20 protein-coding genes, 1 other RNA gene and 1 pseudogene are annotated in these 25,658 nt (G+C 44.7%); 11 read left to right on the forward strand and 11 right to left on the reverse strand.

Going from position 1 to position 25,658, the window contains the following annotated elements; all coding sequences use genetic code 11:
• Positions 1-137: 137 nt before the first annotated feature.
• The 7 genes from DP114_RS26315 to DP114_RS26345 all read right to left on the reverse strand — a co-directional run bounded on the left by DP114_RS26315 (position 138) and on the right by DP114_RS26345 (position 5,928).
• The gene (locus DP114_RS26315; RefSeq protein WP_216669941.1) at positions 138-2,363 is read right to left on the reverse strand and encodes a prolyl oligopeptidase family serine peptidase; all 2,226 of its coding nucleotides are present in this window, start codon (positions 2,361-2,363) and stop codon (positions 138-140) included.
• 92 nt (positions 2,364-2,455) lie between these two features.
• Positions 2,456-2,833 (reverse strand): hypothetical protein, encoded by a 378-nt coding sequence (locus DP114_RS26320; RefSeq protein ID WP_048871163.1) that lies wholly within the window; start codon positions 2,831-2,833, stop codon positions 2,456-2,458.
• Positions 2,834-2,855: 22 nt separating this feature from the next.
• Positions 2,856-3,143, reverse strand: a complete 288-nt coding sequence (locus tag DP114_RS26325) for a hypothetical protein (protein WP_169267019.1) — start codon at positions 3,141-3,143, stop codon at positions 2,856-2,858.
• A gap of 143 nt (positions 3,144-3,286) precedes the next feature.
• Entirely contained in the window at positions 3,287-4,105 is an 819-nt protein-coding gene (locus DP114_RS26330) for a CPBP family intramembrane glutamic endopeptidase (protein WP_246162793.1), read from the reverse strand.
• Between the two features lies 1 nt (position 4,106).
• Positions 4,107-4,226, reverse strand: a complete 120-nt coding sequence (locus tag DP114_RS26335; protein ID WP_246163415.1) for a CPBP family intramembrane glutamic endopeptidase — start codon at positions 4,224-4,226, stop codon at positions 4,107-4,109.
• A gap of 47 nt (positions 4,227-4,273) precedes the next feature.
• Positions 4,274-5,242: a CPBP family intramembrane glutamic endopeptidase gene (locus DP114_RS26340; RefSeq protein ID WP_171977521.1), complete on the reverse strand. Its 969-nt coding sequence runs from the start codon at positions 5,240-5,242 to the stop codon at positions 4,274-4,276.
• Positions 5,243-5,310: 68 nt separating this feature from the next.
• Positions 5,311-5,928 (reverse strand): TetR/AcrR family transcriptional regulator, encoded by a 618-nt coding sequence (locus tag DP114_RS26345; RefSeq protein ID WP_246162796.1) that lies wholly within the window; start codon positions 5,926-5,928, stop codon positions 5,311-5,313.
• Positions 5,929-6,773: 845 nt separating this feature from the next.
• Here DP114_RS26345 and DP114_RS34530 point away from each other — a divergent pair.
• The 7 genes from DP114_RS34530 to DP114_RS26380 all read left to right on the forward strand — a co-directional run bounded on the left by DP114_RS34530 (position 6,774) and on the right by DP114_RS26380 (position 17,008).
• On the forward strand, positions 6,774-10,274 hold the full coding sequence (locus tag DP114_RS34530) for an efflux RND transporter permease subunit (protein WP_216669942.1): 3,501 nt from the start codon (positions 6,774-6,776) through the stop codon (positions 10,272-10,274).
• Positions 10,275-10,739: 465 nt separating this feature from the next.
• Positions 10,740-12,092, forward strand: a complete 1,353-nt coding sequence (locus DP114_RS26355) for an efflux RND transporter periplasmic adaptor subunit (protein ID WP_171977522.1) — start codon at positions 10,740-10,742, stop codon at positions 12,090-12,092.
• A gap of 376 nt (positions 12,093-12,468) precedes the next feature.
• Positions 12,469-13,623, forward strand: coding sequence for a magnesium/cobalt transporter CorA (gene corA, locus DP114_RS26360; RefSeq protein ID WP_169267023.1), 1,155 nt, complete (start codon positions 12,469-12,471; stop codon positions 13,621-13,623).
• Positions 13,624-13,680: 57 nt separating this feature from the next.
• Positions 13,681-14,391: a hypothetical protein gene (locus DP114_RS26365; RefSeq protein ID WP_171977523.1), complete on the forward strand. Its 711-nt coding sequence runs from the start codon at positions 13,681-13,683 to the stop codon at positions 14,389-14,391.
• Between the two features lie 49 nt (positions 14,392-14,440).
• Positions 14,441-14,963: RNase P RNA component class A (rnpB, locus tag DP114_RS26370), an RNA gene on the forward strand.
• Positions 14,964-15,053: 90 nt separating this feature from the next.
• Entirely contained in the window at positions 15,054-15,773 is a 720-nt protein-coding gene (gene rnc / locus DP114_RS26375) for a ribonuclease III (RefSeq protein ID WP_169267024.1), read from the forward strand.
• A gap of 173 nt (positions 15,774-15,946) precedes the next feature.
• Positions 15,947-17,008, forward strand: a complete 1,062-nt coding sequence (locus DP114_RS26380; protein ID WP_171977524.1) for a Gfo/Idh/MocA family protein — start codon at positions 15,947-15,949, stop codon at positions 17,006-17,008.
• Between the two features lie 270 nt (positions 17,009-17,278).
• On the opposite strand, the gene DP114_RS26385 is transcribed toward DP114_RS26380, so the two are convergent.
• Positions 17,279-19,297: an ATP-binding protein gene (locus DP114_RS26385; RefSeq protein WP_171977525.1), complete on the reverse strand. Its 2,019-nt coding sequence runs from the start codon at positions 19,295-19,297 to the stop codon at positions 17,279-17,281.
• A gap of 287 nt (positions 19,298-19,584) precedes the next feature.
• On the opposite strand from DP114_RS26385, the pseudogene DP114_RS26390 reads away from it, so the two are divergent.
• From DP114_RS26390 to DP114_RS26400, 3 genes and pseudogenes are all read left to right on the forward strand, one after another.
• Positions 19,585-19,916: pseudogene (locus tag DP114_RS26390) on the forward strand (dihydrofolate reductase family protein); the annotation flags it as partial.
• Between the two features lie 231 nt (positions 19,917-20,147).
• Complete coding sequence (locus DP114_RS26395; RefSeq protein WP_171977526.1) at positions 20,148-21,329, forward strand: GNAT family N-acetyltransferase; 1,182 nt, start codon at positions 20,148-20,150, stop codon at positions 21,327-21,329.
• Positions 21,330-21,465: 136 nt separating this feature from the next.
• Complete coding sequence (locus tag DP114_RS26400; RefSeq protein ID WP_171978308.1) at positions 21,466-21,849, forward strand: DUF4346 domain-containing protein; 384 nt, start codon at positions 21,466-21,468, stop codon at positions 21,847-21,849.
• A 168-nt stretch (positions 21,850-22,017) separates the two neighbouring features.
• On the opposite strand, the gene psb32 is transcribed toward DP114_RS26400, so the two are convergent.
• The 3 genes from psb32 to DP114_RS26415 form a co-directional block, all read right to left on the reverse strand.
• Positions 22,018-22,761: a photosystem II repair protein Psb32 gene (gene psb32 / locus DP114_RS26405; RefSeq protein ID WP_169268370.1), complete on the reverse strand. Its 744-nt coding sequence runs from the start codon at positions 22,759-22,761 to the stop codon at positions 22,018-22,020.
• 151 nt (positions 22,762-22,912) lie between these two features.
• Entirely contained in the window at positions 22,913-23,686 is a 774-nt protein-coding gene (locus DP114_RS26410) for an acyltransferase family protein (protein ID WP_171977527.1), read from the reverse strand.
• Positions 23,687-24,519: 833 nt separating this feature from the next.
• Positions 24,520-24,990 (reverse strand): NADAR family protein, encoded by a 471-nt coding sequence (locus DP114_RS26415; RefSeq protein WP_169268368.1) that lies wholly within the window; start codon positions 24,988-24,990, stop codon positions 24,520-24,522.
• A gap of 160 nt (positions 24,991-25,150) precedes the next feature.
• On the opposite strand from DP114_RS26415, the gene DP114_RS26420 reads away from it, so the two are divergent.
• Positions 25,151-25,639 carry a DUF2243 domain-containing protein gene (locus DP114_RS26420; RefSeq protein WP_171977528.1) on the forward strand — a complete coding sequence of 163 codons (489 nt, stop codon included), beginning with the start codon at positions 25,151-25,153 and terminating at the stop codon, positions 25,637-25,639.
• Positions 25,640-25,658 lie beyond the last annotated feature (19 nt).

Genomic DNA, 25,658 nt, shown 5'->3' on the forward strand with positions numbered 1-25,658 from the left:
GCCGACGCTGGACATCCGCCCAGCGCTAAGCCTGCGATCGCCAAAGACATTAAAAGAAATCGATTTTCATTCAGCATGTGGATCTCCTATGTTGTTTCATCCCCGTTGGTTGGGGTGTTCTGTTGTCGTGTTCCGATTCATTTCCCATTCCCGACGTTCAGCCCTGTCCAGTGAGCCGCAAAAGCCCACATATCCGTCGTTTCCGCGATGATCTTGTCGGTGGGCTTGCCCTCTCCATGTCCTGCACGGGTTTCGATGCGGGCAAGATGGGGCTTGTCACCAATCTCCGCCGCCTGAAGTGCAGCAACATATTTGAAAGTGTGTGCTGGAACCACGCGATCGTCTGTGTCTCCAGTAGTGGCGAGGATTGCGGGATATGCCTTGCCAGATTGAATGTTGTGATAAGGCGAATAGTTGAAGAGGTTGCGGAAATCCGCTTCCCGTGCTGGAGATCCAAATTCGCCTACCCATAATTTCCCGACCGTGAACTGGTCGAAGCGGAGCATATCCATCACACCCACCTGGGGCAGCGCGGCAGCGAACAAATCCGGTCGCTGATTGACGACCGCACCGACGAGCAGTCCGCCGTTCGAGTCTCCGTAAACCGCGATGCCGTTGTCCCGTGCGATGCGGTTGGTCTTGAGATATTCAGCAGCAGCGATAAAGTCGTCGAAGACGTTCTGCTTCTTCTCGCCCCGCCCCGCTTCGTGCCATGCCGCGCCATATTCTCCACCCCCCCGGATGTTAGGGATCGCTACAACGCCGCCTTGATCGACCCATGCCATCAGGGCGGCTGAATATTCGGGGAGTATGCTGAAGCTATAGCCGCCATAGCCAAAGAGGATAGTAGCAGCAGGTTCGGTCACATCCTTTCGTCGAATCACGAACATCGGAACGCGCGTGCCATCTTTCGACTTATAGAAGGTCTGATCGATGACGATCCGATCCAGGTCAGCTTGAATCTTCGGCTTGACCCAAATGTCTGTCTTTCTTGTTGCCACATCGTATCGATAGACGGTGCCCGGAGTGTTAAAGCTACTGAAGACAAAGAAGCTCTCAGAAGCCTCCGGATCGCCGCGAAGCTCGCCCACGGTGCCGATACCAGGTAACTCCATGATGCCGTCCGGCGTACCGTCGAGCTTGTAGTGCCTGACCTCCGTCTTGACATCGACGAGGTAGGAGAGAAAGAGTCGCCCGCCAATCAACTTCCCATCGTTCAAAATCGCATCCTGTTCGGGCAAGAAATCGGTAAAGACTGGGTCAGCAGCGGCAAGGTCAACCGTGACGATCTTGGCGCGTTCAGCATCCTTGTTGGTGAAGAAAAAGAGCTTTGTGCCGACATTTGCCAGAACTGCCCATGTACTGTTGGAATTCTCAATCAGCTTGCGCGACTGCCAGTTGCTGCTCGTGAGATCCACGATCGCCACAGTGTGGATTGCCGCATTTTCAGCAGAACTGACCACGGCATAGCGACCGTCGTCGGTCAGCTTAAGGGAATTTATACTGTTCGGCTGGTTTGGTGTGGCATAGAGCAACCGATCCTGAGATTGGGGCGTGCCGAGCTTGTGGAAATAGATGGCATGATTGGTCACGCTCGACTGTGCTTCCTCTCCCTGCTTCGGTTCGGGGTAGCGGGCGTAGAAAAAGCCAGACCCGTCCTTGAGCCATGCGATGCCTGTGAACCTTGCCCACTTGACCTCATCCTTAAGATCCTGACCCGTCGCGACATCGAGCACCTTAATGGTGCGCCAGTCCGAGCCGCCTTTCTGCACCGCATAGGCGAGGTGGGAACCGTCCTTCGAGCTATCCCATTCGTCCAGTGCGTCGGCACCGTCGGACGACCAGCGATTGGGATCGATCAGAACACGCTCCTTGCCGTTCACGCCTTCGCGAACATAGAGCCGCGGCTGATTTTCTAAACCGGATTTGCGCGTGTAAAAATATTGGTCGCCATGCTTGTGCGGTATCCCGACACGTTCATAGTCGAACAATGACGTTAGGCTTTTCCGAAAAGCGTCTCGACCCGGCAGCGTATTGAGATAAGCATGGGTGACTTTGTTCTGCGATTCGACCCAGGCGGCAACTGACCTGTCGTTGCGGACATCGTTTTCTAGCCAGCGATAGGGGTCGGCGATCGTCTGCCCGAAATGTTCCTCGACGACATCGACTCGCTTGGTTTCAGGATAAGTGATTGTAGGCATGATTGCTGTAGACTCCGTGCAAGCGGAGGCGAAATGGGTGGTAAAGAGCAGCGCAAGAGCGAAAAGGGCTACGCGGCGCATCAGTATCTTTTGAAACAAGAGTTGAAATCCAAAGAGGTTGAATTCCAGTACTTCTCGTCGTAATTTTGCAGTTTTGAACATATCATTGACTTATGTAACAGAATCCTTGACTGTAACTACTCGGTCAAAAGGTTGTCAGTCGTTTGCTATTGACGTTTACAGGTAGCAAACAATTAATGCTCAGAATTCACTTGCCATGTAATCACAATGACTTCCGCAAATATTAAGACAACTAATAGCCGCGAAAACGCTCCTAAAATGGCTTCCATCGTCCAGTTTTGACTCTGAGCCTCCCAGATCGTCACCACAATATTTACTCCAATTACCAACCAGGGTAGAATGACCGCTGAATTCCGTCTGCGATAGAAGCCGAGCGTCGCCTCGCGCCAAAATGGGAAGGTACTGAGAAAACAAACAAAGTAGGACGCTCCTGCACTGGCGAACAAGCTGGTTTGAAGACTTGAAGGCAGGTTCGGGTATCCAAGCGCGATCGCCGTCAAGCAAGCTCCCAGCGCTAGATACAGGAAAGTAAACAAGGTAAATCGTTTCATTTTTTTCTCTTTCTAATAAAGCTTATTCTCTGTACCAGACACGTACACATTGAAAGCAATTGACTGTAACGCCCTGGCTGATCATCACTGGGTAGACCCCATTACTGACTGTCACGCCGTAGACACCATCACTTGTGCTTTTCAAGCTATCTGGTAAAACAACGGTTTCAACATTGATCAACTGTATCGTTGTACTTGCAATCCACTGATTGACTTCACTCACAACCTCAGAGAATAATTCATATTCGGAAGGGCCACCGAAGGGACCCCGTTTAGTAATCCGAGGCGCAAAATCTTTGTACTGAATCATTTGATTTACCACCTTAAAACTGTAGAGTTGAGCATCAATTCAAGTAGTAGGCATCGCCCACCATCTTTAAAACCCTTCTTTGTAAAACCTTTCACGGTAAAGCTTTGTGGGCAGTGATAGCCCTACGAGATCTATTTCAAAACTTAAGCAAACCTTGCCAGTAAACTGCTAAGAACAGAGGTAAAAGCATGAACGCTGATGTGGGCTAACATTGCAGCTTCTAGCGAGTATTGCCAAAAGAGCCAGCCAAACGCAATCCCCCCAATTCCATTCAGTAACAACGCCCGAATAATCACAGCTGGAGTGAGGGGAACGATCGCGGCAGTCGCTGGCAGGTGTAGTAGTCCAAATACCAACGCGGCTAGAACGATCGCACCCTGGTAAATTCCTTGACTTGGCAACGTAACGCCTTGTTTTAGCCCTTTCCATCCGATCCAAACAAGCAGCGACATTAAACCCCAGCGCATCAAAATTTCCTCAGTGATGCCGCCATAGAACATTGCTGTGAGCAAATTCAACCAACTTGGCTGTGTATTATTGGCTGCCCGTAGCGCTTCAGGTAGGACAGGTTGCATCAACTGATCGAGCAACAAGAGAACGATCGCCGCCGCTGCACCCACACCCAGGCTCCACTTGATCTCAACGGCAAAAGGTAGAGACTTAGCGGTGTGAAATACCCAATGATCGATCAAATGGGATCTTAAGCCAACACGATAAGCACAACCAATTCCGAGCAGAATGCTGATTGCCAGTAGAACTGAATACTGTAGTCCTTGCAGAAGCATTAAAATCCACAATGGCGGCACTTTTTCCAGCATTTCTGGAGACAGTTTCGCTAACTGTTGCTCGGCTAAAGGAATAGACGCGATCGTGTACATCACAATTCCCACACTGCCCAATACAAATAAAATCGCGAATTGTTTCAAAACTGCCATTGGTTTAATCTCCAGATGATCCGTCATATCAGCCTATGCCAGCAGCTACCATTAACGGGAGTTGGGGCAGGTTGTAAACAATGTGGACGACGACAGCGGGCCAGACCGAGCCGCTGCGGCGGTAGATTTCGGCGGTGATCAGACCCACGAGCAAGGCTGCGGGGAAGACGGTGATGCCGTGAGCGATCGCGAAGATCAATGCGATCGCTCTAGAAAACGGGTTGGGGCCTTATGCTCGAACACTCCGTAGGCGATCGCCAGGAACACGGGGATTGCAACCAGCACTGATAGCGCCCCGTAGGTCGCGTGGTACTTGCTGATTGTGAACAGAGCTGGTGTGGTCACGGCACTTCCAGTGATGTTGAACAGGAGGATACCGCCGATGTTGTTCGCGAAGTGTACGCCGATGGCGAGTTCAGTGGTTCCGTCAATCAACGAAACCACAGTCCACAACAGACCCGGAACGAGGAAGTAGTTGGAAAAAACCGTGAGCCAGCCGCCTGCCTGCGCCTCCGGGTTGAGGAGGTGCGGCAGGGTGAATATCACAGCCGACAGGAGCGCCAGAAAGACGCGGTTGGTCCAAATGAGGCTTGCGCCCTGCACGATATATCCCCGGAAGAAAAGCTCCTCGGTGGTGGTCTGGATCGCGGTAAGAACCAGTGCGATCGGGACGAAGAAGACGAAGCTCGTGAGGTCGGAATTGAAGGAGAAGCTGTCGGGGTAGAAGAGGTACTGTCCCAGCCCACCTATCAGGCAGAATGGCACGAACCACGCCACGAACCCGTGACCGACACGGTGCCAGCTTATCTTCTCCCGCGCCGTGATCAGTGTCAGGGGATGACGACGGTGGATGAGGGAGACGGCGATGAGAATCCCGCCGAGAAAGAACGGGAACCCCATCATGATCACCAGGAAGCTCCCCACGGAACCGAACCCGGAGAAATCCGCCCGACGGAACGCCGCGAAACCCTCCTGTCCGTCAAGCGCGAACGCCACGAGCGCGCTAGCGACGCTGCCGACAACCAACCACGAAACGAGTATGACTAACAGTCCCAGGAGATACCGCCACCACCGATGTCCACCTCTCTGGGCAGCCTCCACGTAAGTCGCGTCTTTGACTTCGGTTAGGTTTCTCTTCTTTCCTTTGGTTGCTTCGATCTTCATCTTTATCCCCTCACTCATGGGTATATGTAGTGCTTGGATCGGGTTGCTAGTTGCCTTTGCGATTGTTTTCAGGGATCGACCGGGTCCCCGACGGCTCCACCAGTGGCTACGCGCACGGCATGAGCCATGTGCTTGATCGGGTTGCCGAGAGAGGCGCGATCAGCTCCTGCCATCAGGGCGGCACTGACATCTTCACTAATGACGCGCAAGACTGCGGTGGCAGCCGCCGCGTGCAGCCGCACCTCGATATCGTCAGCCGAACGGCGCAGGCGATCCGCGATGATCTCAGCCAACTCGCGCTCGATTCGATCGTGAGTCATTAGCCAAGCCGCACGCAGATCCGGCTCTTTTTCAGCTAGCACGGTCATCTTGATCACGGCATCGTCGTAGGACTGCTGATCGGGATTCTTGGGGCGATTCGTCGCCCACTCGAAGAGGTGATCTTCGAGGGAAACCTCCCGAGGCCAGCGGCGCAACACCGCCACACACTCCTCGACATCCTGCGCCAAGACAGGCTCAGCACAGCTTTCCTTGTTACGAAAGTACCGCCACAAGGTACGTACCGAGATTCCTACCGCGTTTGCGATTTGCTCACCGCTCGTGGCGGCGACACCGTGTTCCCAGAACAAACGCGCCGCCTCCCGCGAAATCTCCAGACGCATCCGCTGATGCCGCTGCTCACGCATCCCCCCTGATTTGTGATCGTTCGTCGTATCGCTGTCACTATCACTCCTCATAGCCGTCTTTCTTTTCAATACTTGTCATTTAATGACAAATTGACACTAAATGACATGCCTCGCAAGAGGTAGCTTTGCCGACAGTGTTATTGAACTTAGGACTGATGCTTTTGTGCGAGATTGTGATAGCGCCACAAGGATTAGGTCGTTAAAACTTGATTGTTTAAGTTGTTCGATAGTTGTCATGGTGAAGCTGATTTTTCTCCAAATTCCAGCATTGACCATAAAGTGGTCGGTTGCACAATCCACGACCACTTTTTCTTTCTTGAATCTTTAATGATAATGATAATCTAATACAGGGTAGGTGAGAAGAACGTGCTTAGCTCGTTCCTCTCACCATTTTTTCATGATTCTCATTATTGTAATAGGTTGTAGCTCGAAGTTACTACACACTTGTCAGAGGTCGTGGATGCTTTGAGACTGACTTGAGAGTATTTTTTATCTGTAATTCCATTTGACTTACATTCCCTCATATCGCTTTTAGTCTAAACTCCAGTTAGTCTAAACTCCAGCTAATAACTTTACTTTACTTATCTTGTAATAATTCGTATTCTTATTATATGTACCATAATAGTTTGACTCACAAACTTATAACTTCGCTGACATCTTTATCTATCACAAAAATCAGCTTTAGCCATAAACCCGATTCTTTTACTTACCATAAATTTAAATAAGTTTCAACTGTGTTTTGTGAGATTTAGATGCATTAGCCCTAGGTTAATGTCTATTTACAAGCAGCTTCTAACAATGCGAGTTGGGGGCATTTGCAGCAAACGCATTTCAGGGGGAATTGCATGTGGATCGTCAAAATTGCTTTACGTCTTCCGTATACATTCGTAATCGCTGCCTTGATGATTGTTATTCTAGGTGTGGTAACAATATTTGGCACACCTGTTGATATTTTTCCATCAATCAACATTCCGGTTGTCAGCGTAGTTTGGACTTACACAGGTACTACACCAGAAGAGATGGCACAGCGAATCGTTACAATTAGCGAACGCGCCATGACAACAACCGTTGGTGACATTGAACACATTGAGTCTCAATCTTTAAGTGGTGTTAGTGTCGTCAAGGTTTTCTTCCAACCCAACGCTGATATAGCCTCAGCGGTCGCTCAAATTACCTCTGTCAGCCAAACAATTCTGCGCCCTCTGCCACCTGGTATCACACCGCCATTCATCATTCAGTACAACGCTTCGAGTGTACCGATTATCCAGATGAGTGTGAGCAGCCAAAGCTTGCCGGAACAAGCGCTCAACGACTATGCTACCAACTTCGTCCGCACCCAGTTAGCAACAGTGCAAGGGGCAAGTGTACCTTTGCCTTATGGTGGTAAACCTCGGCAAATTATGGTTGATATCGACCCCCAGGCGATGTTGGCTAAAGGTGTTTCTGCCCAAGACGTGACTAACGCTGTTAGTGCCCAAAACTTGGTATTGCCCGCAGGCAATATGAAGATAGGCACTCGCGACTTCGCCGTACGAATCAATAATAGTCCAGATGTGGTGGCAGGCCTCAACGACTTGCCAATTAAGCAAGTCAACGGTACCGTGATTTACATTCGCGATGTCGCCCAAGTACGAGATGGGTTTGCCGTGCAAAGTAACGTTGTACGTCAGAATGGAAGGCGATCAAGCTTACTCAGTATTCTTAAGAGTGGCAGTGCCTCAACTATTGATGTGATTGATCGGGTAAAAAAAGCTTTGCCTCGCATTCAATCCACCATGCCCCCAGGACTAAATTTATCATTTTTGTTCGATCAATCCATATTTGTTAAAGCTTCCATTGAAGGTGTTCTTAAAGAAGGATTGATTGCAGCTACTCTCACCGCGCTGATGATTCTGATTTTCCTGGGAAGTTGGCGCAGCACTGTGATCGTAGCCGTCTCGATTCCACTCTCGATGCTGGTTTCGATTATTGTGATGAGTCGTTTAGGACAAACTTTTAACATCATGACTTTGGGTGGTATGTCCTTAGCTGTCGGTATTCTCGTAGATGACGCCACAGTCGAAATTGAAAATATCCACCGAAATCTCGCACAAGGTAAACCAATCAAGCGAGCAATCTTAGATGGTGCTCAGCAAATCGCAACTCCAGCACTTGTAGCAACATTATGTATTTGTATTGTCTTTGTACCCGTCGTGTTTCTGAGTGGAGTGGCAAAGTACCTGTTTGTTCCCTTGGCGATGGCGGTGGTATTTGCCATGCTTGCTTCCTATCTGCTATCTCGGACTGTAGTACCGACGATGGCAAGCTATTTGCTACCATATGAAGCTGACTTGCATAGAGAAGAAAGCCAAGCTCATAATGATCATGGCGATCGCCATAATATAGATGATTCCCAAGTCCAAGACCATAATAGGAATGGCGATCGCCATAATATAGATTCACCAGTCCAGAACAATGGTCGTGACAACTACAACACTCATTCGCCAATCGAAATTCACGATCTGCGCTCCGCGCAGCAGCGAAGCTATCGCCCCGACAACCACAACACTGATTCGTCAGTCCAAAATAATGGTCATGACAACCACCACCAAACTTCAGAGCACACGACACAAAAGACCCAACCTGTCAAGAAAGACTGGATCTGGCGGCTGCACGAAAAATTTAACCGACAATTTGAGAAATTTCGCAACTGGTACTACAATGTCCTGACCTCAGCATTAAATTACCGCAGCATAGTCTTTGTGGTGTTCGGCGCTTTTATAGTCAGTGCAGGAGTTTTGTTGCCGTTTGTTGGTCAAGACTTTTTCCCTGATGTCGATGGTGGTCAGTTTAGTCTGCATGTTCGGGCTTTACCTGGTACCCGCTTGGAAGAGACAGAAAAAATTGTCAGTCAAGTAGAAAGTGTTATCCGCCAGACTGTACCGAAGGACAATCTCGCTCTGATTTTGGATAACATCGGCTTACCCAACAGTGGTATTAACCTTACCTATGGCTACAACGGTGCCACAATTGGTCCGGCTGATGCTGATATTCTTGTCTCGCTAAAAGAAGCTGGTTCTACTTTTTCTTACATCAAGCAACTACGCCCGAAATTGAAAGCGACATTTCCTAGTTACACCTTCTTTTTTGAACCAGCAGATATTGTTACTCAAATTCTAAATTTCGGTTTGCCTGCTGCTGTTGACGTTCAAATCTCTGGTCCTGTGCAAAACTCAAAGAAAAACTTTGAAATTGCCAAACAAATCGAAGCGCGGATGACACGCGTTCCTGGTGCTGTAGATGTACACATGCAGCAAGTTATCGATGCCCCAGAGTTACGTCTTGATGTAGACCGCACCCAGGCTCAACAATTGGGTCTGACCCAGCGTGATGTTGCCAATAGCGTCCTCACTTCCTTAAGTTCAAGCGGTCAAGCGGCAGTCAACCAATGGCTTGATCCCAAAAAAGGTGTGAGTTACACTCTTGCTGTACAAGTTCCACAGTACAAAATTGACTCTATTGACAGCCTCAAGAATACGCCTATTGGCAACGGTCAAACCGCACCCCAAGTTTTAGATAATTTGGCTACTGTTAGACGCGACACAGTGATGCAAGTTGTCAATCACTACAACATTCAGCAGGTTTACGATATCTACGCTAACTCCTCTGGTCGTGACCTTGGGGGAGTTGCCCGTGATGTGGATAAAATCATAGCTGATTATAAGAAAAAGTTGCCTCGCGGTAGTCAGATTACTGTACGCGGGCAAGTGCAAACAATGAACTCTTCATTCCTTGGACTTGGTTTGGGACTGGTGTTTGCGATTGTGCTGGTTTACTGCTTAATGGTAGTGAACTTCCAATCCTGGCTTGATCCCCTGATTATCATGATGGCACTACCAAGTGCCTTGGCTGGTATTGTCTGGATGCTGTTTGTCACTCACACCACCTTCAGTGTCCCTTCGTTAATGGGTGCAATTATGAGTATAGGTGTAGCGACATCAAACAGTATTCTAATGATTACTTTTGCTAATGACCAGCGTTTTGAAGGGCAAAATGCTTATAAAGCAGCCCAGGCAGCGGGTTACACGCGGTTACGTCCTGTGCTGATGACTGCCTTAGCGATGCTCATTGGTATGATCCCAATGTCTCTTGGTCTTGGTGAAGGTGGTGAACAGAATGCACCCTTAGGTCGTGCTGTGATTGGCGGCTTGTCGGCTGCAACAGTCGCTACTCTCATCTTTGTACCTGTTGTATACAGCATATTACGGCGTCAACAACCTCGTCGTTTTGATGAGGATGATGAGGATTTAACTCTGGTGGATAAGCATACCGCATACTCCTTGTCATCATCCCAAGGTAAGTCTTGAACAGGGGTAAGGGGCAGCAGGTTACGTTCGGAACTTCCGAACGTAACCTGCCTTGTCAAGATTATGGGGATTCACACCCTAGCCAGTTGGCAACAGTGTATGGGGTGTGTAGGCTTGTACTTGAACGTTGCCCTATACCCCCACACTCAAGCAAAAGTCTACACACTTGTGACAACCTCACCTTCACTTTGAACGTAGCTAAAATTTTTCCCTCTCCTTGATAAGGAGAGCCAGTGCGTTGGGCGGCTTTGCCGACTTGTAAGCGCAAGGCGCACGCTACGCGAACGCGCAGCGTCTCCGAAGGAGATAGCACCTGGCGTGAGGGATGCCCGATAGGGCAGGGTGAGGTTCCTAGGAAGCGGAGCGACGATAAGCAATTCAAATTTCAAAATTGTCAAAGCCAATAATGGTAATGAACGTAGCTACTAAATTTATACAAATTCGATAATATGGGACAGCTTACCTATGGATTCTCAACAAGAAAGGACTTCTAGACAACAAAGGCACGGTATCGGTGGAATTGGTTGGGCTATAATTGGTACTGTTTTTTTTGGTAGCTTACTAGCTATAGGTATTTTGCCCCGGTTAAGCCAAAGGTCAGAATTAGAAGCAGCAGTCAAGGAAGCAAGCACTCTACCCTCAGTCAACGTTATGACTGCTCATCGCGCTGCTGCTACAACCAATTTGGAACTGCCTGGCAGTGTTGTAGCCCTTAACCAAACGACCATTTACGCTCGTAGTACTGGGTATTTGCGGCGGTGGTACGCAGACATTGGCGATCGCGTACAGGCTGGTCAGTTGTTGGCAGAGATTGACTCACCAGACACCGATCAGCAAGTTCTGCAAGCTAAAGCTGAGTTAGCACAAGCACAAGCCAATGTGTCTCAAACTCGTGCTAGTTTAGCTAAAGGTGTTGCTGATTTGAAGCAAGCCCGCGCTAACCTGCTATTAGCACTTCAAAGCTGGCAACGCTGGAAAGTTCTTGTCAACCAAGGTGCAGTCGCTCAACAAGATGCAGATACAAGATATGCCACATATCAGGCTAATTTAGCTAACGTTGAAGCAGCACAAAATACTGTTAATTCAGACTCTGCCAATGTCGAGGCAGCACAAGCTAACGTCTTTGCTAGTCGGGCAAATTTCCAACGTTATTCTGTACTACAGTCTTATAAGAAAGTAACTGCTCCCTTTGCAGGAGTCATTACCGCACGTAACGTAAATTCAGGTGCTTTGATTACAGGAGGTACTGGCAATACCAATACTAGCAATACCACCAGTACTAGTAATACCACTGGTACTAGCAGTACCAATACTAGCCTTTATACCATTGCTGCTTACGATGCCCTGAACGTGAATGTTTCTGTTCCACAAAGTTCATCAGCGTTAGTTCAAGCTGGTCAAACAGCACAAATTACAGTTAGAGAGTTACCACAACGAGTGTTTTCGGGTAAAGTAGTGCGTACTAGCAATGCCATAGATCCAAATACTCGCACTTTGCTGACACAGTTAGAAGTGCAGAATTTGGACGGTGCGCTGCGACCAGGGATGTATGCCACTGTCAAATTTGCCATCAACCGCCCTAATCCTCCCTTTGTTATACCTGGTAGTGCCCTAGTAGTTAACGCCGAGGGTACTCAGGTCGCAACTGTCACCAAAAACCAGACAGTGCATTATCAAAAAGTTGGCGTTGGGCGAGATTACGGCACTGAAATAGAAATTACCTCAGGTCTGACAGGAAATGAATCGCTGATTACCACTCCTACAGTTGATGAAACAGAGGGTTTGCGCGTCCAGCCCGTCGCACAAAAAGCAAAGTAATCTTGCACGCAGTCAGCGGAGTAATGTTGATCTACTTAATCAAATATTGTATTAAGATTTTTGAAGCAGTTTGTCTTTTCAAGCCAAACTGTTTTTTCATGGTATTGCTAATTTATAGTGGTCTTGGCTGTGTTGAAGATCGCTTTTATGAAATGGATATCTGAGCTGCCTTTAATATAAGACACAGAAGATACCGCTCTCATAATAAAATGAGAACTAAAATCTACTTATAGAACAAATGCACTATAGTACTACAGAAATTACTGATAAATAATAGAGAGAAATTCGATCCATCGCGTTACCAAAAGTCGAGAGTCACCAAGTCAGAAAAAAATGACTAATAACTCATGACTAATAACTCAATTAGGTAAAATTCATGGCAAGAAAAGTTCGTCGCTCCCCTAAAATGCTCACTAAACCTGATAACGAAGATGAGTTCTATCACCAACCAGCAAGCATACCAGGAACCATCATTATTCCCACAGATGCTTCACCACCACAGATGACATTGATCGACTATAATACTCGCGATGTTATCCGTAAACAAATCAAAACCCCGGAAGAGTGCGCTTCTTATCTAGATACAGCATCTGTTTCTTGGGTAGAAGTCCAAGGTTTAGGGGATGAAGGCATTTTGCGAAGACTGGGAAATGTGTTTGATTTACATCCTTTAGTTCTAGAAGATATTGTCAATTTGGTAGAGCGTCCAAAAATAGAAGATTATGAAGACCATTTGGTGATTATTTGCCGAATGGTTGTGCCAAAAGAAAAAAAATATGGATTTTATAGTGAGCAAGTGAGTCTGGTGCTAGGAAAAAATTATTTACTTACAGTACAAGAAGAACCAGATCATGATTGCTTAGAAGGAGTGCGAGCGCGAATTTGTAACAACAAAGGTATTATCCGCAAGCGCCAAGCAGATTATTTAGCCTATAGTTTATTGGATGCAATTATCGATGGTTATTTTCCTGTTCTGGAGGATTATGGTGAGCAAATTGAAGATTTAGAAGAAGAAGTCATGCTAAATCCTTCGCGGCACACACTACAAAAAATTTATCAAATCAGGCGAGAATTGTTACAACTGCGTCGCTACATCTGGCCTCAACGGGATGCAATAAATTCTTTGATTCGCGATGGCAGTGAACTCATCAGTGAAGAAGTGAGAATTTACTTGCGAGACTGTTATGACCATACGGTGCAGGTAATGGATATGCTAGAAACTTACCGGGAACTTGCCACAGGATTGATGGATGTTTATCTTTCGGCAGTAAGTAACAAAATGAATGAAGTTATGAAGTTTTTGACTGTTATATCGTCAATTTTTATTCCCCTCACTTTTCTCGCCGGAATTTATGGTATGAATTTCAGTACGGAAAAATCGCCATTGAATATGCCTGAACTCAATTGGTATTGGGGTTATCCTATGTGTTTAGCAGTGATGGCAGTAATTGCGATTGTGCAGGTCTTATTCTTTTGGCGGAGAGGCTGGTTTAAGAATTTTTCTAAAATTAATCCTGATGCCAAAATTTGACATGAGCACTCAGTGGAAGATAAAAAGTGAATACAAAGGAGTTTATAGACTAAAATTATGGGAAACACTGACAACAATTTACTAATTTTGACGCTTTATATAATTGGCATTAGTTACACCATCAATCAAATGATTGAGTCAATTGCCGAACAAATAAAAATAGATTTTAATAAAGCATCTGTAGACGAACAACTGAAAGAACAAAGTCTTCAAGACATGATTGGGATTAGTTTTGGGGGACTGGCAAAAACGCACGATATTGAAAAACCACAATCTTTGTCAATTAATATCGAAAATAAATCTCAGGATGTAGCAATATACGTTGATTGGGACAATTGCGCTTTTGAGGAATTTGACGGAACCTCAAAGCGAGTTATTCGGATGTCACCAGACATCACTCGTGACTTAGGCGTGTCTCAAAGCCCCAGTCTCATTGTTCCTAAAAAAACACTAAAAGAATCAGTTTCATCTGAAAGTGTTTTCGAGTTCGATAAGTTATCTGGAAAATACACAGCAACAAAAACCTCGATAGCCAATGTCCTCAAATGGAAAACAAGCATTATCAGGGCACAAAGAAAAGAATTTAACAGATTTATGAGCAGAAAACGTGACTTTGATTTCTCACTAGATTTAGTGTTCAGGCTAGCCGAAACAAATATTGGTATCGCTCACGGTACAAAAGCACCTCCCCTTTGCATTGTCAAGTGTCCCTTCACTGTTAGAAAACTCCCTTGGACGTATGCCTTGCCTTGGAATCAGAGGCGGTAAACTTAAACGAGTGGTTCGGTCATTCAAAGATTACACTGGATATTGGGAGAGAGTAGGCGCAGGTGGTTACAGACTAGTTTCGTTGAAACTGGTTTGAGGAAAGTCCGGGCTCCCGAAAGACCAGACTTGCTGGGTAACTCCCAGTGCGAGCGATCGCGAGGATAGTGCCACAGAAACATACCGCCCTTTTTCAGTCAACAGTCAACAGTCAACAGTCAACAGTAAACAGTGAACAGTGAACAAGGGGTGGACGAGTCCGTTTCCTACCTTATAACTGATAACTGGTAACTGATAACTGGTAACTGATAAATGGTAACTGAAGAGGGTAAGGGTGCAAAGGTGCGGTAAGAGCGCACCAGCATGATCGAGAGATCATGGCTCGGTAAACCCCGGTTGGGAGCAAGGTGAAGGAACTACGGTTGGTCTTTTACCAGTTCCGCTCTCATAAGATCCGCTAGAGGCGTTTGGTAACAAGCGTCCCAGATAGATAACCGCCCTCTTAAATCTAGAAACGTAATATGTTACGTTTCTATAAAAGAGAACAGAACCCGGCTTACGTTCCGACTCTCTCTCTCTTTTTTGTCCTTTCTTATTAGTCTTTAGTCGTTTGTTAACAAGCAATGACTAAAGACTGATCGCTTCTGACTCATGATTAATAACTAATGAGCATTGCTTATCCACGCCGTCAACGACAACTCGAAAGCTTAGTCAGAAAATTAGGTCTTGAGGCAGATGCGCCGATAAAGTGGCAACTGCTGGACTTAGCGCTGACTCATCCCACTGTCTCCGAGTCAGCAAATTATGAACATTTGGAGTTTGTCGGCGATGCAGTCGTGCGATTAGTGGCTGCTATTGTTCTATGGGAAACTTATCCTAATTGTCCAGTGGGAGATTTTGCAGCTATTCGTTCGGTGTTGGTGAGCGATCGCATTCTCGCCCAACTAGCCAGAGAATACGGCTTGGAGTTACATTTACTTGTTGCAGGCAGTGCGACTGCTGATAAAGTTGGTCAAGAGTCAAGACTGGCTGATGCTTTTGAAGCAATTTTAGGTGCTCTTTATTTAAGTACACACAGTCTCGAACTGATCCGCTCTTGGCTAGATCCTCATTTCAAAAAACTTGCAGCAGAAATTCGCCTCGATCCGGCTAGATTTAATTACAAAGCCGCCCTGCAAGAATGGACTCAAGCAAAGTATAAAGTCTTACCTGAATATCGAGTCATGGAAATGAATCAACCCCAGCACATTCAAGAGCGTTTCCTGGCTGAGGTATGGCTACACGGACAAAAACTCGGTCAAGGAAAGGGACGCTCTATCAAAGCTGCCGAACAAGCTGCTGCAAAAGTTGCTTTTTTATCACTGGATAATCAGGAAAAGCCCTGAAATAAAAAAGTAGATGATAAGCTAATGTGAGTTATCTTTTGTCTTACTCTTTCTTCTCCTGTCAGCAGACGCTACTTTGTATGCCTACAGTACGGGGCATACGGAACTGTAGCAACGGGATAAGGCTTCTGGTGGGCGTCTACGTCATGGCTAATGACAATAACTAATGACTAATGACTAAAAAAATTAAAATTGCTGTAATTGGTGTTGGACGTTGGGGCGTTCATTTGCTAAGAAATTTTTTAGAACATCCGCAAGCAAGTGTAGTGGCGGTAGTCGATCCGAACCCAGAATGTTTGGCGGGGGTGAAACGGCAGCATAACTTAGGTGACGAAATTCTATTGACAACAGAGTGGCAAGCAATACAGCAAGTGGAAGGTTTAGAAGCCGTTGTTATTGCCACTCCCGCCAGCACGCATTACTCCTTAATTAGCGATGCTTTGCATTGGGGTTACCACGTTTTAGCAGAAAAGCCTTTAACTCTTAACCCAGCAGAATGTCAAGAACTGTGCCAACTTGCCCAAAAACAGGAACGACACCTGATAATTGACCACACCTACTTATTTCACCCAGCAGTTGAGCAAGGGAAAGCTGTTGTACAGGCGCGTCAATTAGGTGATTTACGTTATGGTTACGCTACTCGCACTCATTTAGGACCAGTTCGCCAAGATGTTGATGCACTCTGGGACTTAGCCATTCACGATATTGCCATCTTTAATTCTTGGCTAAATCAAATTCCAGTGAAAGTACAAGCAACAGGTACAGTGTGGCTGCAACCAAAGCTTGCAGGGGAGCAGTCAAATTCCTCTCTAGTCCAAGGATTATCCGACCTCGTCTGGGTGACACTTACATATCCGAACAACTTTCAAGCGTATATTCACTTATGTTGGCTTAATCCTGATAAACAACGACGACTAGGAGTTGTTGGAAATCTTGGCAGTCTGATTTTTGATGAAATGTCTCGTACTTCACCTTTGACGATACTGCACGGCGAGTTTGAGGTGCAAGAAAATCGATTTATTCCTGTGAATCAGAAGCAACAAGTGCTGGAAATAGAAACAGGTGAACCATTAGGGCGAGTGTGCAATCACTTTATCACTTGTGTGCTTGAAAATAGTCCCTCCAAAGTGTCCTCTGGTAAGGTAGGCACGCAGTTGGTGCAAATTCTTGCTGCTTTGACAGAATCTCTTAATAATGGTGGCAAGCCTGTTTTTCTTGATCCAAATGAAGACTGAAATTCTACGGTTTTTGGGCAGCACGGCTACAATACTTTTCTTAATTTGCCGGATGACCGAGACAATTTTAGATTTTAGATTTTGGATTTTGGATTAAAATCTAGAATCTAAAAAAGGGTTTCAAGCCCCTGTCTTACAGATATGGGGCGGCACGTTTCGGGTAAGAAGCTTCTTACCCGAAAGCTGCCTTGTCAATCTAAAATTTAAAATCCAAAATCCAAAATTCAGTGACTGCGTAGCGTAGCTGTGGAAGTATCAAAACTTTGCATTTTATACACTCAGTGTTGAATTATTCAATTCCTTGTTAACAGTAGACGGAAAGCAGTTTTTTTGTAAACTAACTTCTTCTGCTGTTTGCTTTACCCCTCTTACTGCTTGATCCCCAAAGGGAACACCGAGGTTGTGTGAATTTTCTTTTCTTCCTGCGCCTGGTAACAGTGGATCATCAATTAAAGGCAAAGTTACTATCATTGTTGTGCCTTGATCAAGACCTGCACTCTCAAGAGTAATAGTACCCCCCATTAGTTCCATTAAATTTCGTGAAATGGCAAGTCCTAATCCTGTACCACCAAATTTACGTGAATCTGAACCATCCACCATCACAAAAGGGCGAAATAGTTTTTGTTGTTGAGCGGGATCAATTCCTATACCTGTATCTGTAACAGAAATAATGACTTCAGATTTATCATTTATACGTTGAATTTCTGTTGAGATTGTAATGCTTCCTTGTTCGGTAAACTTAGTTGCATTACCGATGACATTAATCAGCACTTGTTTAAGCTTGGCTGCATCAGCATTAACTGGAATTGTCTCATTCAGTTGAGGGATATTTAGTTGCAAGCCTTTTTGTTGAACATTCACTGATTGTATGTTGATAACCTCTATAAGAACTTGCCGTAGATCAATAGGTTGCAGAACTACTGAAAGCTTTCCTGCTTCTATTTTGGAAATATCAAGTAAATCATTAATAATGCCTAATAAGTGAATAGCTGCGTCATCTACACGACTGAGAAACTCCATTTCTTCTTCTCGATCATCGCACATACCATCTCGAACCAGACGAACACAACTAATGATGGTATGTAGCGGGTTTCTCAACTCATGGGAAGTCGTCGCTAAAAACTGAGTTTTCACCTGATTGGCAGCTTTTGCTTCTTTCCATGCTATTTCCAATTCTTCTGCCCAAGCTTTCAACCGTTCAACCATTTGCCCGAGTGCTTGCGCTAATTGGTTAAACTCCCGAATTTTGAAGTTGTCAGGAATTGGTTGTGTTGATTGGTTCAAGTGAAGATTTATAGCGTAGTCTCGCAATTGTTCTACAGGACGTGCCAAATAACGAGCTAAATACAGCGACGCCAAAACACTGGCGCCAATTAAACCCAATGTTAAAACAATGAGGATAAGTTTAATTCCCTCAAGACCATATAAAGCATTATCCAATTCTGTAACGGCTATAATCACCCATTTTCCCTCTTGCCCTTCTGTTAAAGGACTGGGTATGGCAGTATAGCCAGCAAGTAATTCTTCACCTTCATTTTCAAAAAATAAATGCAGAAAATATTTATTACCAGCCAGACCAGCTTTTAGAATTTTTTTGAGTCGCCCAGCATCTGTATGTTGAGCAATATTAGTCCCAACGCGACTAGGAATTGGGTGTGCCATAATTGTTCCATCATCAGCAATAACCATCGTTGAGCCTGTTAGCGAACCTGGCTTAGTTCGCCCTTTTTCTTGGAGTATTGTCACACGAAAAATCAAGGCATAACGTAAGTCTCCCATACTATCGTAGATGGGAGATGATAACAGCAATCGTAGTTGATTTGGTAAGTCTTTTCTACCAGTTGTTCCCAGCTTGGGTGGTAAAATAGCTTCAACATTAATCCCATCATTGGGTATGGGAAATTTTAATTCACCAATTGGTTGATCACCGCAAGTACTTGCAACAACATTACCGCTTTCTGGCTGCGTCAGCTGAATACACTCTATTTGCCTTGGTAGTCGTTGGGCTACTTGATTAAGAAATCGTTTTACTTCCAGAGGCGAACCTGACTGGATAACCGTTGTTTGACTTGCACTGAGCAAGTTTGTTTTCAAGGCAGCGCTCGTCTCTACAATTTTTTCACCTTTGATAACGGCACTTTCTGTTAAATTTTGACGGGCAGTTTCCAGAAGGCTAGAACGTGCCTTTTTATAGGCTACAATCTCCCCTATCAATAAAACCGGAACTAACAGAAGCAAGATTTTTGATACTAAAATCCGACGAAAGGATGATTGACGGGGTTTAGCCATCGGCAGTCTCTCTTAGTATGTGCCAATCACAACAGTAATCCTAAATAACTAGAGCAGCTAGTAGTGTTAAGTTATAAAAATCCTATTTTCTAATCATATTAAAAATATAAAGTAATTTAAAATCGAAAAAAAACTTATTATACAAACACTCACACAGACTAGCTCATACAGGGGTTGCTGTTGCATATAAATATTACAGAGTAAATAGGGAGACAGGAGGTTTCCTATATCACTATTTTTGAAAATCAGCATTTTGTACAGAAAACAAAAACTATCAGACCAACCCAATGGTACAACATCGCCCATATACCACTGTGATTTTGGCGATGAGTGCAGACGGCAAAATAGCGGATGTCAGGCGATCGCGTAGCGGCTGCTTTGCAGCATCGCCTGCTCGGTTTGGTTCCAAGACGGACATTGTACACTTGGAAGAGCAAATCACTTTTTTTCAGATGCTGTTTTATTCGGTGCTGGTACAACCCTAACTGTATCGCACCCACAACTGCTGCAACAACGAACTCAGGCGTGAAAGCTTTCCCAACCTGTCCATATACTTACTACACATTCTGCTAGCCTCAATCCGGAAATACGATTATTTCAGCAGCAAGTCTTGCGTTGGTAAGTAATGACAACAGCAGGAGCGCTTTTTTGCAAATAACGTCAAGAATTTAAGCTAATTTTGACTTAAACGCGCCGGTATAGAGGTTAGTCCCTAAGCCGTCTGCAGTTGCTGGAAGTTCATACAATAGAGTCTGGAAGTTTTTGTGCATAATCGCCTGCAACGACCAACAGATTTAGACTAGGCTAAATAAAGTTTGTGCTAAATTTTGTATCATCTTTAAAACCTCTAATGGTGGAACAACTGCAACCTCGCTATTCTGTCGCTTGGATAAATAAAATAGCTGAAGTCCCCCAAGAGGCGTGGGATACTTTAGCATTACCACTCAAAACTCCGTTTTTAGAATGGGAGTGGTTGAAAAATCTCGAAGCCTCCCAAAGCGCTACAGCTAACACTGGTTGGTTACCGAATCACTTAACCGTATGGCGAGACAGAACGCTGATTGCTGCTGCCCCACTTTACCTGAAAGGACACAGTTCTGGCGAATTTGTTTTTGACCATCAGTGGGCAGACTTAGCACAACGGATTGGTGTAAAGTATTACCCCAAAATGCTGGGGATGACTCCATTTACCCCGGCTGAAGGCTATCGATTTTTGATCGCACCAGGGGAAGATGAAGATGAGATCACGGCATTGATGGTGCACGAGATTGATGCTTTCTGCACCAAACACCGTATTTCTGGATGTCATTTTCTTTATGTAGACCCCCAATGGCGTCCTGTTCTGGAACGCCAAGGCTTCACACCTTGGCTGCATCACAGCTACATCTGGGAAAATCTTGGGTTTAACAATTTTGATGACTACTTGGCAGTGTTCAACGCCAACCAGCGTCGTAACATTAAGCGTGAACGCAAAGCAGTGGAAAAAGCTGGTTTGAGACTACAACCTCTGGCTGGCGATGAAATTCCCCAGTCACTGTTTCCTTTGATGTATCAGTTCTACGCTGATACCTGTGATAAATTTGGCTGGTGGGGTAGTAAATATTTAACAAAGAGATTTTTTGAACAGCTATACGCACATTATCGCCATCGAGTTGTGTTTTTTGCGGCATACACAGAACAGGATTCTCGTCAACCAGTGGGGATGTCTTTTTGTCTGTTTAAGGACGATAGGATGTATGGACGCTACTGGGGTTCTTTTCAAGAAATAGACTGCTTGCATTTTGATGCTTGTTATTATTCACCAGTAGAGTGGGCGATCGCCAACGGTATCCAAATTTTTGACCCTGGTGCTGGTGGACGCCACAAAAAACGTCGCGGTTTCCCTGCGGCTGCCAATTACAGTTTACACCGCTTTTACAATGCTCGTCTTGGACAAATTCTGCGAAATTATATCAGTGAGGTGAATGAACTTGAACAGCAGGAGATTTCCGCAATAAATGCCGAGTTGCCTTTTAGTAGTTCCAATCCCTAATACGAATTTTTGTTATGCATTTTCCGCAACGCTCTTGTGCTAGAATCACCAAAATGTGATCAACAGCAACGAAGATAAGAATTACACTTTATAAGGGGTAAAAAACCCTTAAGACAAGTTAATTTTTATGGTGATTATGGATTTGACTGTTGAAAACTTGGCGGCAATTGACGATAAACTTTCTCAACGTCACATTGACCTTGACCCCGGTGGGTATTTCATTATTTATTTAAATCGGGAGGAAGGATTAATTTGTGCCAAGCATTTCACGAATGTGATTGATGAGCGTGGTTTAGCTGTTGATCCAGAAACTGGCAAGGTCATTCCAGCACGGGAAAAGGTGGAACGCACTCACACGACTGTGTTTAGTGGAAGAACGGCAAAAGAATTGTGTGTGAAAATTTTTGAGGAAACTCAGCCCCCTCCTGTGACTCAGTTAACCCATGCGGCTTATTTGGGTCGTGAGTTTGTCCGATCTGAGATTTCTTTAGTGACAGGACAAGATTATGTTCAGGATTAAAACAGTGAACAGTTATCAGTGAACAGTAAACAGTAAACAGTAAACAGTAAACAGTTATCAGTCAACAGTAAAGTTGATAACCCTTCGGGTTCGCCAGTCGCCTACGGAGGGAGACCCTCCTGCAGCGCTGGCTCACTGATAACTGATTAACTGGTTAATAAGCGAACATCATCCGTTAGAAGATGGCTGAAACACTTGATAAATGTAGTAAGTCGCCATTGGAATAACGGTGGCGGCGACTAAAAGTCCTATCACCCAAGCAGTTGCATTACCTTTGTTGGTATCGGTGTCTTCTGCTGTTGCAAAGGTACTTTCTACCGCTACGTTATCCGTAACTTGGGGAGGTCCGGGATCTGCTTCGCCAGATAGAACGGCGACTAGGCGATCGCCAGCATCTATAAATGCCTGATTATATTTGTCACCGTCCCGTAATGGTACTGTCAAAGTTTCGGAAGCTACACTCAGAGCAATATCATCTGGCATCAAAGATTTCACTTTATCGCCAGTTATAATTGCGGTACCGTTTTTTGCGACATCAATCATTAATATTATCTGATTTGCTTGTGCTTCCTTTGCAGGAAACCATTTTTCAAACAGAGCTTTGGTGAAGCTCTCCGGAGTTTCACCGTAGTCAAGACGACGAACTGTGACAAATCTGACTTCTTTTCCGGTTTGCTTTGCTAAATTCTCAAGGGTGCTGTTAAGCTTACCTTCACTTAAACGGCTGATGACGTCAGCTTGATCAACAACCCAAGTGGATTCACCACTTTTAATGGTTGGCATATCATAAACACCAGTCGCCCAAGCAGACGCAGCAAAGACAAAAGAAGCCAGAGTAACCATCACCGTCGGCAGAAGCAGCCGTTGGATGCGTTTTTTCCAGCTATAAACTCGATTGAGGAGCTCTTTCATGGGATTTACCAAAACACACACTTGCACAAAAAAAATACTACATAACCACTGGCAAAATCTTCTATTTGCCTGCGTCTTATATGCAAAGCGCAATAGCGGTTATGCAAACAGTGCTTACAACTTCTAGCTTAAATCTCAAGTAGCATAAAATTTAGTGGCTTTTTAAGTCAATTGATTTGTGTTTTAATCTTCCACTAGTTGTAAATCGCCGTTCAAAAGCTAAATAGAACAAGTAGGCAAATACTAACGATATTCCCAGACTAACTAGATACAGTAACACTGTATACGTAATCGCAGGTAGTTGCAAGTCGTGTAGAAAGTGATGCACTAGCGTCACTATCACTCCGTGAGTAAGATAAAGACTGTAGGAAAATGATCCGAGTGTGATTGCAAGAGCTGATTCTAATACGCGCAGCCCTTTTGGTAACGTATTTTTTTCAAGAATAAAGTTAGTGCAGTAAATGATCAGACAAGCTGCAGCTAGCGCAGCAAAACTTTCAAAAATCCATGCATCTAATCTTAGTCTTTTCCATTCTGTTAAAAAAGCAATGCCAGCAAAAATAACTGCTAACACAGACCATGGTACAGACTTTCTTAACCTGATCCAATCAGGTTTTTGTGAAAATCCAATTTCAGCGGCTAGCATCCCTATAGCAAATGAACCTAGCAACCAAGGACGGCTTACGTCCATCAAACCGTTGAATAAATAGTGGGGTGTCAGTCCAATTATAAAAGCAATTAAAATAACTGATAACCAACCCCAACGTCTCAGTAAAGGTAGTAACAACAGTGGAAACAAAAAATAAATTTGCCATTCTACTGCCACACTCCACAATGGCAGGTTAATAGCATGTGCTAGCGTTCCTGGAGTTAAATTATGAATTAGTAGTAGGTGTAAGATAACATCAACAAAAGAATGGTTCAAGATCTCAGAAGGAAGAGTAAAATCTTTTCACTCTACAAAGATTCAATTATTAAGTCTGTGATGAAATTTCCAAGCAGATATAAGCACATCTGAATCAAGGAGGAGTATCTCCAACATCAGCCATTACATTCAAGTCAACCATCGGAGCGAATAAGTAAATACTTCCTCGACTACTATAACGGCTTTGCTGCAGCCGGTTTTTGTAGTTTGCTGCTGTTGTAATCATGATGTGCCAAGAAAACTTACATATTTACTAAAGCGCTTTTTTACTGACACAAGTAGTCTGCAATTACTATACTAAAATCCATTTGCAAATTTTATGTAAAGAAACAGTATTTTTTTTATAAAAATCATGAAAATTTCAAAAACATAGATTTGGTTTTCGATGACATATAAAACTCCGGACGTCTCTATTTTTATCACTTGGGGTATGAGTCAGTTCATCGAGCTTCTTGCCTGTTAAGCGTTCCCTGTGTTTCTTGAAAAAAAAGAGAATTGAGAGTGTCTCAAAGGTGAATGGAACTGTAGGTAAGCTGAACAAGGGGAAGGTAGTAGGAAATTCACCCATGTCGCCTACTGTAGGAACCTTAATCCCCGTATAGTAATATTTTTTATTTTAAGTAGAAAGTTATCTGCGTGACATACTCCCGACGCTCACCGGAAGCGGGTAGAGCTGCTGCTAAAGCTTTCAAAGACTTTTCCCAGCCACTCTTGCCCTTTATGCTTTTAATGGATACAGGACTTACGCAAAAATAACGTACTTGCACCCGTTGCGACGAGGAGTCCGTAATTTCACAGTCTTGTTGTTTCGTAACTCGTGCGTAAGTCCTAAACTAATCAGAAACGACTGACAAAGATGGTATTTTGCGGATTTCTTCACGCACACTCATAAGGGTTCTACCGAGATGATTGTGACCCGTTTTATCTACACCACAACCCCAGAAATAATCGTTTGGTGAGTTTTCTACAATCAAGTTATCACCAGTCATTAAAAGGATTTCTCTAATCTCGGTATGTGTCATAAACTTTTTAAGTACAGCTTCTCGCATCACTTGAGTTTTGACCTCCTCCCAGTCTAAACGAACTTGGCGCGTGCAGTCGCGTCCTAATGCTGCCGCAAGTTCTGGTGTTTCAGCACTATGGATAAGAGGTATGATCATAGCATCTGAGGTTCCAACAAACTTTTGAGCTTGATAATAATGCTCAACTGTTGACCAAAAGATGTCTTGCATGACGATTCCATGAGAAGAAAAATTGGAAAAACAGCCGTAGGGCTGCCAAACCTTGTAAAAGTAAATAGTCATTTGAAAATTGCTGTTTGATACATTAATATCCACTATCACGGTAGATACTACCAATAAACAGTCTGCTTTGAATTCCACCGCAGTACTTGTCTCAAGGTAGAAGATTGCGTTCAAAACAGAGTTCTATTGTGAAGTGAAAAGTCGTAGCGAGAGGTTAATAATGCAGGCAAAAAGTGAAAAGAGCAACCAAAGCGCCCCGTTGATTGTTGCTGGAATTTTCCTAGGTATAGGTCTAGGTGGCTTCTTTGATGGGATTGTACTGCATCAGATTCTTCAGTGGCATCATATGTTGAGTAACATTCGACCTCTGACCACAATGTCTAATATAGATATGAATACAATCTGGGACGGCTTATTTCACGCCTTTGATTGGATAATGACTGTGATTGGAGTGGTGTTGCTGTGGCGGGCAGGAGGGCGTGAAGATGTTCCTTGGTCATCCAACATCTACTTTGGATCCATACTTACCGGTGCTGGGTTGTTCAACTTGGTAGAAGGAGTGATTGACCATCATATTCTTGGCATCCATCATGTAAAACCAGGACCGAATCAGCTAGCCTGGGATTTAGGATTTCTTGCCCTCGGTGCGTTTCTTGTTATCGTTGGGTTGGTATTGGTACAAAAAAACGGTAAAAATTATGAATTATGAGTGTTCAATGTTGAATTTT

Source organism: Brasilonema sennae CENA114, assembly GCF_006968745.1.
Lineage (GTDB): Bacteria > Cyanobacteriota > Cyanobacteriia > Cyanobacteriales > Nostocaceae > Brasilonema > Brasilonema sennae.